The organism is Azoarcus sp. TTM-91 (assembly GCF_012911025.1).
GTDB lineage: Bacteria > Pseudomonadota > Gammaproteobacteria > Burkholderiales > Rhodocyclaceae > Azoarcus.
On sequence record NZ_WUEI01000049.1, the window covers coordinates 17309 to 32473 of the forward strand.

At 63.4% G+C, this 15165-nt stretch carries 11 protein-coding genes; all 11 read right to left on the reverse strand.

The genetic code is table 11. From position 1 onward, the window contains the following. Positions 1–5 precede the first annotated feature (5 nt). Complete coding sequence (locus GRF61_RS14145) at positions 6–758, reverse strand: sulfite exporter TauE/SafE family protein (protein WP_169151280.1); 753 nt, start codon at positions 756–758, stop codon at positions 6–8. 100 nt (positions 759–858) lie between these two features. After that, positions 859–2322 (reverse strand): glutamate synthase subunit beta, encoded by a 1464-nt coding sequence (locus tag GRF61_RS14150; RefSeq protein WP_169151281.1) that lies wholly within the window; start codon positions 2320–2322, stop codon positions 859–861. A 4-nt stretch (positions 2323–2326) separates the two neighbouring features. Beyond that, positions 2327–7000 carry a glutamate synthase-related protein gene (locus GRF61_RS14155; protein WP_169151282.1) on the reverse strand — a complete coding sequence of 1558 codons (4674 nt, stop codon included), beginning with the start codon at positions 6998–7000 and terminating at the stop codon, positions 2327–2329. Between the two features lie 286 nt (positions 7001–7286). Then, on the reverse strand, positions 7287–8417 hold the full coding sequence (locus GRF61_RS14160) for a deoxyguanosinetriphosphate triphosphohydrolase (RefSeq protein ID WP_169151283.1): 1131 nt from the start codon (positions 8415–8417) through the stop codon (positions 7287–7289). Next, a complete protein-coding gene (gene aroB, locus GRF61_RS14165; RefSeq protein ID WP_169151284.1) occupies positions 8414–9496 on the reverse strand; it encodes a 3-dehydroquinate synthase in 1083 nt (360 codons plus the stop codon). The genes GRF61_RS14160 and aroB overlap by 4 nt, the downstream gene beginning before the upstream one ends. Beyond that, positions 9484–10014: a shikimate kinase gene (locus GRF61_RS14170; protein WP_169151291.1), complete on the reverse strand. Its 531-nt coding sequence runs from the start codon at positions 10012–10014 to the stop codon at positions 9484–9486. The genes aroB and GRF61_RS14170 overlap by 13 nt, the downstream gene beginning before the upstream one ends. Positions 10015–10102: 88 nt before the next feature. Beyond that, entirely contained in the window at positions 10103–12205 is a 2103-nt protein-coding gene (gene pilQ, locus GRF61_RS14175) for a type IV pilus secretin PilQ (protein WP_169151285.1), read from the reverse strand. Next, positions 12202–12717 carry a pilus assembly protein PilP gene (locus tag GRF61_RS14180; protein WP_169151286.1) on the reverse strand — a complete coding sequence of 172 codons (516 nt, stop codon included), beginning with the start codon at positions 12715–12717 and terminating at the stop codon, positions 12202–12204. The genes pilQ and GRF61_RS14180 overlap by 4 nt, the downstream gene beginning before the upstream one ends. After that, entirely contained in the window at positions 12714–13370 is a 657-nt protein-coding gene (locus GRF61_RS14185) for a type 4a pilus biogenesis protein PilO (protein WP_169151287.1), read from the reverse strand. The genes GRF61_RS14180 and GRF61_RS14185 overlap by 4 nt, the downstream gene beginning before the upstream one ends. Beyond that, complete coding sequence (locus tag GRF61_RS14190; protein ID WP_169151288.1) at positions 13367–13951, reverse strand: PilN domain-containing protein; 585 nt, start codon at positions 13949–13951, stop codon at positions 13367–13369. Before GRF61_RS14190 ends, GRF61_RS14185 begins: the two co-directional genes overlap by 4 nt. Continuing rightward, positions 13948–15024, reverse strand: coding sequence for a pilus assembly protein PilM (locus GRF61_RS14195; protein ID WP_169151289.1), 1077 nt, complete (start codon positions 15022–15024; stop codon positions 13948–13950). The genes GRF61_RS14190 and GRF61_RS14195 overlap by 4 nt, the downstream gene beginning before the upstream one ends. Positions 15025–15165: the final 141 nt, after the last annotated feature.

The following is a 15165-nucleotide window of genomic DNA, read 5'->3' on the forward strand; positions in this document are numbered from 1 at the left end:
CTCTTCTAGCCCACCAGCGCGTCCCACAGCAGCTTGAGCCCGGACAGGCCCAGCATCGCGGTGGCGAACAGGTAGAAGGGGCGCTCCGGGATCCGCGCCAGCAGCGCCATGCCCAGCCGCACGCCTATCGGCACCAGCGGCAGCAGGATGGCGGACATCAGCAGGCTTTCGCGGGAGAACAGCCCCAGGCCGATGTAAAACGGCAGCTTTGCCAGGTTGATGACGGCAAAGAAGAACACCGAGGTGGCGACGAAGACTTCGCGCGGCAACTTGCGCCCCAGCAGGTAGATCAGCAGCGGCGGGCCGCCAGCGTGGGACAGCGTGCTGGTGAAGCCTGCGCCGGCACCGCACAGCCATGCCCAGGCACCCGGACGGCCATCGGCAGCTACCGCCACCCCAGGCCGCCGCAGCAGGCGATCCAGCGCGAACGCCACCGCGATCAGGCCCAGCGCGCCCTTGACCATGCGCTCCGACATCACGCCGAAGGCCAGCGTGCCGAGCAGGATGCCCAGCACCGCCGCAGGAATCAGCACCCGCAGCTCGGCCCAATCCGCCTTGCCACGCCAGGCGCGGATGCCGAACAGATCCATGGCGATGAGGATGGGCAGCACCACCGCCACCGCATCGTGGGGCGAGATCCACATCGACATGAAAGGCACCGCCAGCCCGCCCAGCGCGCCACCCAGTCCGGACTTGGAGATGCCGGTGAGCAGGATGGCGATGATGGTGACGATCCAGCCGCTGACACCCAGTTCCAAGCCATCTGCTCCCGCTGCAGCGCTTTCGCGCCTCAAAAACAAGAAGGCGACCTTGCGGCCGCCTTCCCTTGCCTGATGCCGGCGACGAAACCTGCCCCGCTCAGCGCGGCAGTACGCTCTCGCCCATCAGGAACTCGTCCACCGCGCGGGCGCACTGGCGGCCTTCCCGGATCGCCCACACCACCAGCGACTGGCCCCGGCGCACATCGCCGGCGGCGAACACCTTGTCCACGCTGGTGGCGTAGCAGCCGGCGCCGTCGGTTGTGGCCTTGGCGTTGCCACGCGCATCCTTGGCGACACCGAAGGCATCCAGCACGCCGCCCACCGGATTGGTGAAGCCCATGGCGAAGAACACCAAATCGGCCTTGATCTCGAACTCGGAACCCGGCACCTCGCTCATCTTGCCGTCCTTCCACTCCAGGCGGACAGCCTTCAACGCGGTCACCTTGCCGTTCTCGCCGATGAATTCCTTGGTGGCGACGGCGAAGTCGCGCTCGCAGCCTTCCTCGTGGGAGCTGGAGGTGCGCAGCTTAGTCGGCCAGTACGGCCAGGTCAGCGGCTTGTTCTCCTGCTCCGGCGGCATCGGCATCAACTCGAACTGGGTCACCGAGGCCGCGCCATGGCGGTTGGAGGTGCCAACGCAGTCGGAACCGGTGTCGCCACCGCCGATCACCACCACATGCTTGCCCTTGGCGGAGATGGGGTTCGGACGGTCGCCCGCCACTTCCTTGTTCTGCGGAATCAGGAACTCCAGCGCGAAATGCACGCCGGCCAGGTCGCGGCCCGGCACCGGCAGGTCGCGCGGCACTTCGGAACCGCCGGCCAGCACCACCGCGTCGAATTCCTTCTTCAGATCGTCGGCGGAGATGACTTCCTTGGCGTCGTTGAAGATGCCGGCAGGCATTTCCTTGGTGCCGACCAGCACGCCGGTGCGGAACACCACGCCCTCTGCCTTCATCTGCTCGGCGCGGCGGTCGATCAGGCCCTTCTCCATCTTGAAGTCGGGAATGCCGTAGCGCAGCAGGCCGCCGACGCGGTCGTTCTTCTCGAACACGGTCACGTCATGACCGGCGCGCGCCAGTTGCTGGGCAGCGGCCAGGCCGGCCGGGCCGGAGCCGACCACCGCGACCTTCTTGCCCGTCTTGACGGCGGCCGGCTGCGGCTTGACCCAGCCTTCTTCCCACGCCTTGTCGATGATGGCGTGCTCGATCGACTTGATGCCAACCGGGTCGGAGTTGATGTTCAGCGTGCACGCCGCCTCACAGGGCGCCGGACAGATGCGGCCGGTGAACTCCGGGAAGTTGTTGGTGGAATGCAGCACCTCGATGGCTTCGCGCCAGTTGCCGCGATACACCAGGTCGTTCCAGTCCGGAATGATGTTGTTCACCGGGCAGCCGTTGTTGCAGAACGGGATGCCGCAGTCCATGCAGCGCGCGCCCTGAACCGCAGCCTGCGCGTCATCCAGGCGGAGCACGAACTCCTTGTAGGACTTCAGGCGCTCGTCGACCGAGGCATAGGCCTCGGACAGACGCTGGTGTTCGAGAAAACCTGTGGGCTTGCCCATATTCTTACGCGGCCTCCAGTTGCTGCTGGCGCTGCTCGGCCATCTCGGCCAGCGCGCGACGGTATTCGTGCGGCATCACCTTGACGAACTTGGTCCGCCAGGCACTCCAGTTGTCCAGGATCTGGCGCGCGCGCGGGCTGCCGGTGAAGCGGGCATGGCGCTCGATCAGGCCCTTGAGGATGAGTTCGTCGCCCATCTCCAGGTGGTTGATGTCCACCTGGCCGTGGGTTTCGAGCTCGTCGCCGGATTCGGAACCCTTGCGGGCTTCGATCTCCTCGGGCAGCGGCTCGAGGGCAACCTGGGCAAGGTTGCAACGGCCGGAGAAGCTGCCGTCCTCGTCCAGCACGTAGGCCACGCCCCCCGACATGCCGGCGGCGAAATTGCGGCCGGTCTGGCCGAGCACGACCACGGTGCCGCCGGTCATGTACTCGCAGCCGTGGTCGCCCACGCCTTCCACCACTGCGGTGGCGCCGGAGTTGCGCACCGCGAAACGCTCGCCGCCGACGCCGGCGAAGTAGACCTCGCCTTCGGTGGCGCCGTAGAGCACGGTGTTGCCGACGATGATGTTGTCGACGGTGTTGCCGCGGAACTCGCTCTTCGGCCGGACGATGATGCGGCCGCCGGACAGCCCCTTGCCGACATAGTCGTTGCCTTCACCGACCAGTTCCAGCGTCACGCCGCGGGCGACGAAGGCGCCGAAGGCCTGGCCGGCGGTGCCGGTCAGCTTGACGTGGATGGTGTCGGCCGGCAGACCGGCGTGACCGTAGCGGGTGGCGACCGCGCCGGACAGCATGGTGCCGACGGTACGGTTGATGTTACGCACCGGCAGGTCGATGTTCACCTTCTCGCCCTTCTCCAGCGCTGGCTTGGCCAGTTCGATGAGCTGGTTGTCCAGCGCCTTCTCCAGGCCGTGGTCCTGGAACTCGGTGTGCAGGCGCGGCACGTTGGCCGGCACGTTCGGGCGGTAGAAGATGCGGGCGTAGTCCAGACCCCGGGCCTTCCAGTGCTCGATGCCTTTCTTCATGTCCAGCAGGTCGGCACGGCCGATGAGGTCGTCGAACTTGCGGATGCCCAGCTGGGCCATCAGCTCGCGCACTTCCTCTGCGATGAAGAAGAAGAAGTTGACAACATGCTCCGGCTGGCCGGAGAAGCGCTTGCGCAGCACCGGGTCCTGGGTGGCGACGCCGACCGGACACGTGTTGAGGTGGCACTTGCGCATCATGATGCAGCCTTCGACGACCAGCGGCGCAGTGGCGAAGCCGAACTCGTCCGCGCCCAGCAGCGCGCCGACGACGACGTCGCGGCCGGTCTTGATCTGACCATCCACCTGCAGGCGGATGCGGCTGCGCAGGCGGTTCAGCACCAGGGTCTGCTGGGTCTCGGCGAGGCCCAGTTCCCACGGCGAACCGGCGTGCTTGATCGACGACCACGGCGAAGCGCCAGTGCCACCGTCATGGCCTGCAACCACGATGTGGTCGGCCTTGGCCTTGGCCACGCCCGCGGCCACCGTGCCGACGCCGATCTCGGACACCAGCTTGACCGAGATGTCGGCTTTCGGATTGGCGTTCTTCAGATCGTGGATCAGCTGCGCCAGATCCTCGATGGAGTAGATGTCATGGTGCGGCGGCGGCGAGATCAGGCCGACACCCGGCACCGAGTGGCGCAGGAAGCCGATGTACTCGGACACCTTGTGGCCGGGCAGCTGGCCGCCTTCGCCAGGCTTGGCCCCCTGGGCCATCTTGATCTGGATCTGGTCGGCATTGACCAGGTACTCGGCGGTGACACCGAAGCGGCCGGAGGCGACCTGCTTGATCGAGGAGCGCAGGGAGTCGCCCGCGGACAGCTCGATGTCGCGCTCGACCCGGTTCTCGCCGATGATCTGCGATAGCTTCATCGCCTTGGTGATCGGCTTGAAGCGCATCGGATCCTCGCCGCCCTCGCCGGTGTTCGACTTGCCGCCGATGCGGTTCATCGCCACTGCCAGCGTCGTGTGGGCTTCGGTGGAGATGGAGCCGAGCGACATCGCGCCAGTAGCGAAGCGCTTGACGATGTCCTTGGCCGACTCGACTTCGTCCAGCGGCACCGGGGGACCCGCCGGCTTGATCTCGAACAGGCCGCGCAGCGTCATGTGGCGCTTGCTCTGGTCGTTGATGATGCGGGCGTATTCCTTGTAGGTGTCGTACTTGCCGGAGCGGGTGGAGTGTTGCAGCTTGGCGATCGCGTCCGGAGTCCACATGTGCTCTTCGCCGCGGATACGGAAGGCGTACTCGCCGCCGGCATCCAGCATGTTGGCCAGCACCGGGTCGGGGCTGAAGGCCTTCTTGTGCAGGAGGAGGGTCTCTTCCATCACCTCGAACACGCTGATGCCTTCGACCTGGCTGGTGGTGCCGGTGAAGTACTTGTCCACGAAGGACTGCTGCAGGCCGACCGCTTCGAAGATCTGCGCACCGGTGTAGGACATATAGGTGGAAATGCCCATCTTGGACATCACCTTCATCAGGCCCTTGCCCACGCCCTTGACGAAGTGCTTGACGTACTTCTCGCCCGCCTCGGTATCCCCGGCCAGCTGTTGCAGGGTTTCCAACGCGAGGTAGGGATGCACCGCCTCGGCGCCGTAGCCGGCGAGCACGGCGAAGTGATGCGTCTCACGCGCAGTGCCGGTCTCGACCACCAGGCCGGCGCGGGTACGCAGGCCCTTGGCCACCAGGTGCTGGTGGATGGCAGAGGTAGCGAGCAGCGCCGGGATGGCGACGTTGTTCTCGTCCACCTTGCGGTCGGACACGACCAGGATGCTGTAGCCCTGCTGCACCGCGTCTTCGGCTTCGGCGCACAGCGAGGCCAGGCGCGCTTCCACACCTTCCTTGCCCCAGGCGGCCGGGTAGCAGATGTCCAGTTCGGCGGAGCGGAACTTGTTCTTGGTGTAGCGGGCGATGTTGCGGATCTTCGCCATGTCGCAGAAGTCCAGCACCGGCTGGGTGACTTCGAGGCGGAACGGCGGGTTGATCTCGTTGATCTCGAGCAGGTTGGGCTTCGGGCCGATGAAGGACACCAGCGACATCACCAGTTGCTCGCGGATCGGATCGATCGGCGGGTTGGTGACCTGCGCGAAGAGCTGGCGGAAGTAGTTGTAGAGCGGCTTCTCCTTGGACGACAGCACCGCCAGCGGCGAGTCGTTGCCCATGGAGCCGGTGCTCTCTTCCCCGGCCTTGCCCATCGGCTCCAGGATGAACTTGATGTCTTCCTGGGTGTAGCCGAAGGCCTGCTGGCGGTCGAGCAGGGAGGCGGCGCATTCCGGCGCGGCGGCATCGGCCGGGGCGTCCAGGCCATCGAGCTTGATGTTGATGCGGGAGAGCCAGTCGGTATACGGCTTGACCGAAGCCAGGCTGTCCTTGATCTCCTTGTCGTCGATGATGCGGCCCTGTTCCATGTCGATCAGGAACATCTTGCCCGGCTGCAGGCGCCACTTCTTGACGATCTTGCTGTCGGGGATGGGCAGCACGCCGGACTCGGAAGCCATGACGACATAATCGTCGTCGGTAACCAGGTAACGCGCCGGGCGCAGGCCGTTACGGTCCAGCGTGGCGCCGATCTGGCGGCCGTCGGTGAAGGCCACCGCAGCCGGCCCATCCCACGGCTCCATCATGGCGGCGTGGTATTCGTAAAAGGCGCGGCGCTTCTCGTCCATCTGGGCGTGGGACTCCCACGCCTCGGGGATCATCATCATCACCGCGTGGGCCATGGAATAGCCGCTCATCACCAGCAGTTCGAGCGCGTTGTCGAAGGCCGCGGAGTCGGACTGGCCAGGGTAAATCAGCGGCCAGATCTTCTGCAGATCGTCGCCCAACAGCGGCGAATGCACGCCCCTCTCACGGGCCCGCATCCAGTTGTAGTTGCCGCGCACCGTGTTGATCTCGCCGTTGTGGGCGATGTAACGGAAGGGGTGCGACAGGTTCCACTTCGGGAAAGTGTTGGTCGAGAAACGCTGGTGCACCAGCGCCAGCGCGGAGATCGCGCGCGGATCGACCAGGTCGAGGTAGTACTCACCCACTTGGGTGGCGAGCAGCAGGCCCTTGTAGTTCACCGTGCGTGCCGACATCGACACCACGTAGAACTCCTTGCCATGCTTCAACTGCAGCGCGTTGATGGCGTTGGCGGCACGACGGCGGGCGACGTATAGCTTACGCTCCAGCGCCTCGGTGACCATGATGTCGGCGCCACGGCCGACGAAGAACTGGCGGATCACCGGCTCGGTGGCCTTCACCGCCGGCGACATCGGCATGTCACGGTTCACCGGCACATCGCGCCAGCCCAGCACTTGCAGGCCCTCAGCGCGGGCGGCCCGCTCCATTTCCTCTTCACAGGCCAGGCGGGAAGCTTGCTCCTTGGGCATGAAGACCATGCCAACGCCATAGTTCCCAGGCGAAGGCAAAGCAATGCCTTGCGCGGCCATCTCTTCGCGGTAGAGCGCGTCGGGGATCTGGATCAGGATGCCGGCACCATCGCCCTGCAGCGGATCGGCGCCAACGGCGCCGCGGTGATCCAGGTTTTTCAGGATCTCCAGGCCCTGCAGAACTATGTCATGGGTCTTATTACCCTTGATGTGGGCAATGAAGCCCACGCCACAGGCATCGTGCTCGTTGGCCGGGTCGTAAAGACCCTGCTTCTGGGGGAGATCCATCTCGTTCTTCCTCGAAACAACACGTTCGCCGGACTGGAACCGGCGCGGTTCGGGCGGCACGGCGCAAGGCGCCGCACGCTCTCCAAACCCGCACGCTATGAAACGTGCGGACATCAAAAAAGCCGGGCGCAAGGCACACCGGCTCTACGCGACCGGGGCACAGGGCGAGGGGTCGCTACGAACACTTCAGGCGGATTGACGAATATACCCGTGCAAAACCCGTGACTCAAGCAGTTTTTGCGCCGCCGCAAGACCTCCAGGCAGCAGAAAATTCGGCACACGGCGCTCAGTAGATTTCGCCGACGGCGAACAGCCGGCGATGCTCCTTCATCGCGTAACGGTCGGTCATGCCCGCGATGTAGTCGGCAATGGCACGCGGTTTGTCGATACGGGCGCGCTCCTGATACTGCGGCGGCAACAGGCGCGCATCCGCCATGAAGGCCTCGAAGAGATCACTGATGATGCGTTTGGCCTTATCGGTCATTCGCAACACCTGGTAATGCCAGTAGAGCTGCTCGCGAAGAAAGACCTTCAAACCCTGCAGCCTGGGCTTGAGACCTTCGGAGTAGGCAACGAGCCGCCCTGCAGTGCGGACATCGTCCAGCGTTTCCACACGCGCGCCGGCGATATTGGCGCGGGTCTGCTCGATCAGGTCCAAGGCCATCGCGTTGATCATCCGCCGGATGGTTTCGTAGATCAGCTTGCGGCCATTCAGACCCGGCCACTCCGCCTCCACTGCCCGGCGCTGCTCGGCGAAGACGTCCACCTCGCCCAGTTGCTCCAGCGTAATCAGGCCTGAGCGCAGCCCGTCGTCCACATCATGATTGTTGTAGGCGATTTCGTCGGCCAGATTGGCCAGCTGGGCCTCGATCGAGGGCTGCGTGCCGTCGAGGAAGCGCCGCCCCAGCTCGCCGAGCAACTCTGCATTCGGCCTGGAGCAGTGCTTGAGAATGCCCTCCCGCGTCTCGTACGTCAGGTTGAGCCCCTCGAAGGCGGCGTAGCGCTCCTCCAGCAGATCGACCGTACGCAAGGACTGCAGATTGTGCTCGAAACCGCCATACGCCTTCATGCAGGCATTGAGTGCATCCTGCCCCGCGTGCCCGAAGGGAGTGTGTCCCAGGTCGTGGGCCAGCGCGATTGCCTCCGCCAGATCCTCGTTCAACCTCAGCGCACGCGCCAGGCTGCGGGTGAGTTGAGCAACCTCGATGCTATGAGTCAGCCGGGTCCGAAACAGGTCGCCTTCGTGATTCACGAAGACCTGCGTCTTGTACTCGAGCCGGCGAAATGCGGTGCAGTGGATGATGCGATCCCGATCGCGCTGGAAAGCCCCTCGCGCTGCGGGTGGCGGCTCAGCATGGGCCCGGCCGCGGGAATTGGCCTCGGTCACCGCATAGGTGGCAAGGCCCTCGGCGCTCATCGGCAGCGCCCCTCGATGGCTGCCGCGATGTCAGCTTGGGCTGCCTCTCCATGAACCACCGCAGCCCCCACTGCCTTGAGCAGGACCAGACGCAGGCGCCCCGCCTCCACCTTCTTGTCGTGCGACATCAACTCCAGGTAGCGCTCCACGCCCAACCGCGGCCCCACAGTCGGCAACCCCGCACGAATGAAAAGCCCCTCGATTCTCGCGATGTCGGCGTCAGTCAACCAACCCAACCGTCGCGACAACTCAGCGGCCATCATGGTACCCGCTGCTATCGCCTCCCCGTGCAACCACTCGCCGTACCCCAGCCCGGTCTCTATGGCGTGGCCGAATGTGTGGCCAAGATTGAGCAGCGCCCGTTCCCCCTGTTCGGTCTCGTCCGCCGCCACCACTTCCGCCTTGTTGGCGCAGGAACGCTCGATCGCGAAAGCCAGCGCTTCCGGCTCACGCATCAGCACGCGTTCTATGTTGCTTTCCAGCCACTCGAAGAAGCCCGGATCACGAATCAGACCGTACTTGATGACCTCCGCGAGGCCAGCGGTCAATTCCCGCGGAGGCAGGGTGCTCAATACGTCGGTATCCGCCAGCACCAGCCGGGGCTGGTAAAAGGCGCCGATCATGTTCTTGCCACGCGGGTGATTGATCGCAGTCTTCCCGCCCACCGAGGAATCGACCTGGGACAAGAGCGTCGTCGGAATCTGTACGAAGGGCATCCCGCGCTGGTAACAAGCAGCGGCAAAGCCGCCCATGTCGCCCACTACACCGCCGCCAAGTGCGATCAGGGTGGTTGAGCGCTCGCAACGCTGCTCCAGCAGCATGTCGAACACCAGGTTCAGCGTCGGCCAGTCCTTGTTCGCCTCGCCATCCGGCAGGACTACCTGGCAAACGCGTATCCCCTGCGCCTCCAGCGCATCGCGAAGCTTGCCCAAGTAGAGCGGCCCCACGACATCGTTGGTGACGATGGCAACCCGCGGCGTCTTCAGATGAGGCAGGATCAGCCGGACACGCTCAAGCAGGCCACGGCCGATATGAATCGGATAACTACGCTCGCCGAGCGCCACATTCAGTGTATGCATATCGTTTTACGAAGCGTCGGCAACGCCTTCTCGATCTGGCGCACCATGGAATTCGGATTGCAGCGGCCGCCGTCTACGACGATGTCAGCCACCTGGCGATAAAGCGGGTCGCGGATCGCGTATAGCTCCTCGATGCGCGCTCGAGGATTCTCCACGTTCAGCAGCGGACGATTGCGATCGTTGCGGGTACGCTCCCACAGTATCTGCGGAGCAACATTCAGATAGACGACGATCCCGCGCTGCATGAGCATCTCGCGGTTCTTCTCATCCAGCACCGCACCACCGCCGGTAGCGATGATGATGTCGGCTTCTCGGGTCAATTCGTCTATCACCTGGGTTTCACGGCGGCGGAAACCGGCTTCACCTTCGATCTCGAATATCGTGGGTATGGTCACGCCGGTGCGGGCGATGATCTCGTGGTCGCAGTCTACGAAGCGCACGCCACGCCGCTTCGCCAGCTCCCGTCCGATGGTGGTCTTGCCGGCGCCCATCATGCCGATCAGTATCAAGCAAGTCACATGAAACCCGATGGCCATCCGTTAAAAACCAAGGGCGGCAGCCCCTGCAGGAGCAACCGCCCTTGAATTGTAGCAGCGACGGATGAGCTTAACGCAGCGTCAAGGCGTCGCTGACAATGCGCGGAGTGATGAAAACCAGCAGCTCGCTGCGGTTCGCAACCCTCGAATTGGTGCGGAAAAGCGCGCCGACCACCGGCAGCTCCCCGAGCACGGGCACGCGCTGGACGTTGGTGGTCTCCTCTTCCTCATAGATACCGCCAATCACGACCGTTCCACCGTTCTCCACCAACACTTCGCTCTTGATGTTCTTGGTATTGATGGCCGGGATGTCGTAGCCGGAGAGGAACTGGGGCTGGTCCTTGTTTACCAGTACCTGCAATTGCACTCGGCCATCGGGCGTGATCTGCGGCTTCACCTTCAATGACAGCACCGCCTTCTTGAAGGAAACGCTGGTGGCGCCAGAGCTGCTCGCCTCCTGATAGGGAACCTCAGTACCCTGCTCTATGGTGGCCTCCACCTGGTTCGCAGTCAGCACCCGCGGGCTGGAAACCACCCGGCCGCGGCCATCCGTCTCCAGGGCCGACAACTCCAGGTTGAGGAAGCGCGTCATCGAGCTATTGAAGAGGCTCAAGTTCAAGCGCGCAAAATCCGCCACCGCCGTGGAGCCGCCGCTGGTCGAAGTACCGGGCGTGAAAGTGTTCGTTCCCGTCCCCACTGCGGATGAGCCGAAGCCGAGCTTTGCGCCATTACCCAGGCTCTTCGAAGAGTTGTCGCCATAGGTGAGGCGCACACCCAGATCACGTGCAAATTCCTTGCTCGCCTCGACGATGCGCGCCTCGATCAACACCTGCCGGGGCGCAACGTCGATCTCGCCCACCAGCCGCCGCAGCGACTGCAGCCGCGAGGCCACGTCGGTCACGAAGAGCTTGTTGCTGCGATCATCGACGACCACCGTGCCCCGCTTGGACAGCATCGTTTGATCCTTGCTCTTCAGGAAATCGAAGATCTCCTTGGCCTTGTGGTAATTGATCTGGAAGCTCTCCGTCTGCAGCGGCTCCAGATCTCCGATCTGCGCCTTGGCCTCGAGTTGCAGCTTCTCGCGCGTAGCCAGTTCCTCGCCCGGCGCGATCCAGATCACATTGCCGTTCTTCCGCATGTCCAGACCCTTGGCCTGCAGGATGATGTCCAGCGCCTGATCCCACGGAACGTCCTTTAGCCGCAGGGTCAGATTTCCCTGCACCGAGTCTGAGGTGATGATGTTGAAGTTGGTGAAGTCGGCGATGACCTGCAGCACCGAGCGGACGTCGATGTTCTGGAAGTTCAGCGACAGCTTTTCGCCCTGGTACTGCCCCCTGGAGCCCTGAACAAGCTTGTTCGGATCCTCCACGACCCGCTTGACCTCAAGAACGAACTGGCTGTCGCTCTGGTAAGCGTTGTGTTCCCACAAGCCATTGGGCGTCACCGTCAGGCGGACGTTGTCGCCTTGCTGCTGGGTCGTCATGGACGTCACCGGAGTGGCGAAATCCGTAACATCCGCACGGCGACGCAGATGCTCCGGCAAGGAGGTCTTGAGGAAATCCACGACCAGATTGCCACCCTGCTGGCGAATGTCTATGCCGGTATCGGGACTAGAAAGCTGGACCACCACGCGGCCTTCCCCATCCTTGCCGCGGCGGAAATTGATGTCGCGCACGCTCTGCCGGTCTGGTGCAGCGCTGCGGGAATCCGCAAAGTTCGCAAAAGCCTGCCCAGTGACGGTGTTCGCTGCGTTCTGCGCCCCGAGAGGCGACAGCGAAATCACCAGATTACGGCCGTCGACACGCGCCTCGTAGGGGGCCATCTTGACCATATTGAGTACAAGGCGCGTGCGATCACCCGCCTGCACAATATTGGCGCTACGCAACTCGCCCTGCTCGATGGCCTGTACATTCCGCCCCAGCCCATTGGCTGTGGCAGGGAAGTCAAAGACGATGCGGGCCGGGTTGGCGACGCTGAAACTGGCCGGTACGGTCGCCAGCGGATGCTGCAACCCCAGACGAATGTACAGACCGCCCCCCTGCTCGGCGACCTCCAAGGTTTCGATCCGGTTCGAAGCGGTCGCCCCCGCGACAGCGTCCTGCGCGACGGCAGCCACCGAGGGCAGACAAGCCGCCATGAAGGCGGTCAGCAGCACTGCAATTCTGGTTCTCATCTTCCGGCCCCCTGCTGCTCCTGCAGCAGTAGCGAACTGGTTCGTTCAACCCAGTCGCCATTAACGTCTTGAACAAGCTCTCTAAGGGTAACTTCGGACTCGGAAATAGCTGTAACCACGCCGAAGTTCTGCCCCATGTAATTACCCACCTTAACTTGATACAGATTGCGATCCGCCTGCACCAAAGCCTGGGTGCTCCGCCCTTGGGTCAACACACCTACCATGCGCAGCGACTCCAGCGGATAGGCCTCGAGCGGCTCACGGCGACGGTCCATGTCCGGGCGCACCCCGCCACCGGTCCGGCGCTCGGGATCCAGCCGATCTGGCCGGAATGGCTCCGCCACTGCACCCGCCGCATAGGCAACCGGGTCGGCAGGCTTGATTTCCGGCAGAGGCTTGACCGCCCCCCGCATGGTCTTCGCCTGCTCGTTCATCCACGCCTGGATGTCTTCCTGATCATTGGAGCAGGCTGTCAGCAACAACGCAGCAAGCGTCCACCAAAAAAACCTCATCGCCGGCCCCCCTTCTTGGCGGCCTGTTCAGCCTGACGCTTGCGCGCCAACTCGTCTTCATCAAGGTAGCGATAGGTCACCGCTCGAGCATCGAACTTCAGCTTGCCGGTTGGCTGGCCATCGAGCGCAATATTGTTCAAGGTAACAATCCGCGGCATGCGGGCCACATCGGCAGCAAACTCCCCAAGGTCGTGGTAGCCGCCGGTGACACGGATCTCAATCGGCATTTCCGCGTAGAAATCCTTCACCACATCACTACCGGGTTTGAACAGCTCGAATTGGAGCCCGCGGCCTAACCCTGCCTGGTTGATGTCCGACAGCAGAGAGTCCATCTCCGCCCGATTCGGCAACTGCTTCAGCAATGCGCCGAACTGACGGTCGATCTCGGCCAGTTGACGCTTGTGCTCATCGAGATTGACCGCCTGGCGCTTCTTGGCGATCCAACTCTGCCTGAGTTGCTGCTCCTCGGCCTCGCGCTGCGCAAGCAAGGAGGCTTGATCGCTCCAGTCGAACCACCAGGCAGCGGCAATCGTCAGCACGAAGACCAGCACGAAGACCGCGATCCGGGGAGCCAGAGGCCACACCCCCGGATCATTGGGGTCCAGCCCCTTGAAATCCTGGGCCAGCCGATTGAAATCGATGCCCCCTTTCATCTCGCCCCTCCTTGAGGCGCGGCAGCACCAGCCTGCACTTCCGGCCGCTTGAGACTCATGTTCAAGGAGAACTCGCTGACCTGACGATTATTGACCGTGGCGGCCTTAACCTCGACAAGACTGGGCTGCGCCAAATACGGGGAAGCTTCGATATTCCGCATCAGGTTGGACACCCGGGCATTGGATTGCGCATAACCGGTCAGCGTGATGCGCTGTCCGTTCTGCTTGACCGACCTCAGATACACACCGTCCGGCATGCGCTGGGCCAGTTCATTGAACAGATGGACGGTCTGGGCCCTGTCACCCTGCAAGGATTCGATCACCTGCTTACGGGCAAGCAGGGCATCGATCTGCTCGCGCAAGCGCCGGATCTCCGCGATCTCGGTATCCAGCTTGGCGATCTCCGCCTTGAAGAAATCGTTCTTGCGCTCCTGCCGCTCGATGTAGCCCGCATATACGGTATGCACCAGCAGGGCGATGACTGCCGCGAGCAGAATCATCAACCCCGAAACCACGTAGAACTGCTGACGCCGCTCCTTGCGCCGCTGCTCGCGGTGAGGCAGCAGGTTGATCCGTATCATGCGTCGAACCTCCTCAGCGCCAGGCCGCAGGCAACCATTAGCGAAGGCGCATCCGCAGCCAGGCTCTTGGGCCGCAACTTGGAGGAGAGCGTCATGCCGGCAAATGGATTGGCGATCACGGTTTCCACCTGGGTGCGGCCGCCGACGACCTCCGCCAAGCCAGGCATGACGGCGCAACCGCCGGCCAGCACCACGTAATCGACCTGGTTGTACTGGGTGGATGTGAAGAAGAACTGCAGCGCGCGGGAAACCTCCAGGGCAAGGCTGTCCATGAAGGGTCGCAGCAGGTCGCGCGCGTAATCGTCCGGGAGGCTGCCACTGCGCTTGGCTGTTTCAGCCTCCTCGACACTCATGCCGTACTGCCGTGCAACATCCTGAGTAAGCAGGGCGCCGCCAAATGCCTGCTCGCGGGAGTAGACGGGTTGCCCGTTTCGCAGCACCGTCACATTCATCACTGTGGCGCCGATATCGATCAGGGCGATGACCTTTTCTGCCCCGCCACCCGGGAGCTGGCGCCTGACGAGATCGAATGCCGACTCCATCGCCAGCGACTCGACGTCGATCACCGTCGCCTTCAGCCCGGCAGCCTGGGCAACCGCGACCCTGTCCTCCACCTTGTCTTTGCGAGAAGCCGCAATCAGCACCTCGACCTCTCCGGCGCCGCTGTTGGCCTGGCCGATCACCTGGAAATCGAGATTGACCTCGTCTAGCGCGAAGGGGATGTATTGATTGGCCTCTGACTCGACCTGCAGCTCCATCTCCTGCTCGCGCAGACCGTCCGGAAGGATGATCTTCTTCGTGATGACCGACGCCGCCGGCAAAGCCATGGCGACGTTGCGCACTCCCGGCCCGAAGCGGCGCAGCGCCCGGCGCACGCCTTCACTGACAGCATCCAGATTGGCCACATTGCCGTCCACCACGGCATCCCTGGGCAGGGTTTCGATCACGTAACGCTCAATCCGGTAGCCATCCTTCTCACTACCGGAGAGCTCGACCATCTTGACTGATGACGAAGAGATATCCAACCCAGCGAGCTGTCGCGCTTTCGATCCAAATAGGGAGAACTCAATCACAAAGAAAATCCTTAAATTTCTTTATGTTAGGCGACTTTGCTGAGCAAGCCTCTGAAATGCTAGCAACAACAGTGGGAGGTGTAAAGCAAATCGCTGCAACAAAGCCGGCTGGAGCGGGGCAGGGACGCCCCTTATAATGCC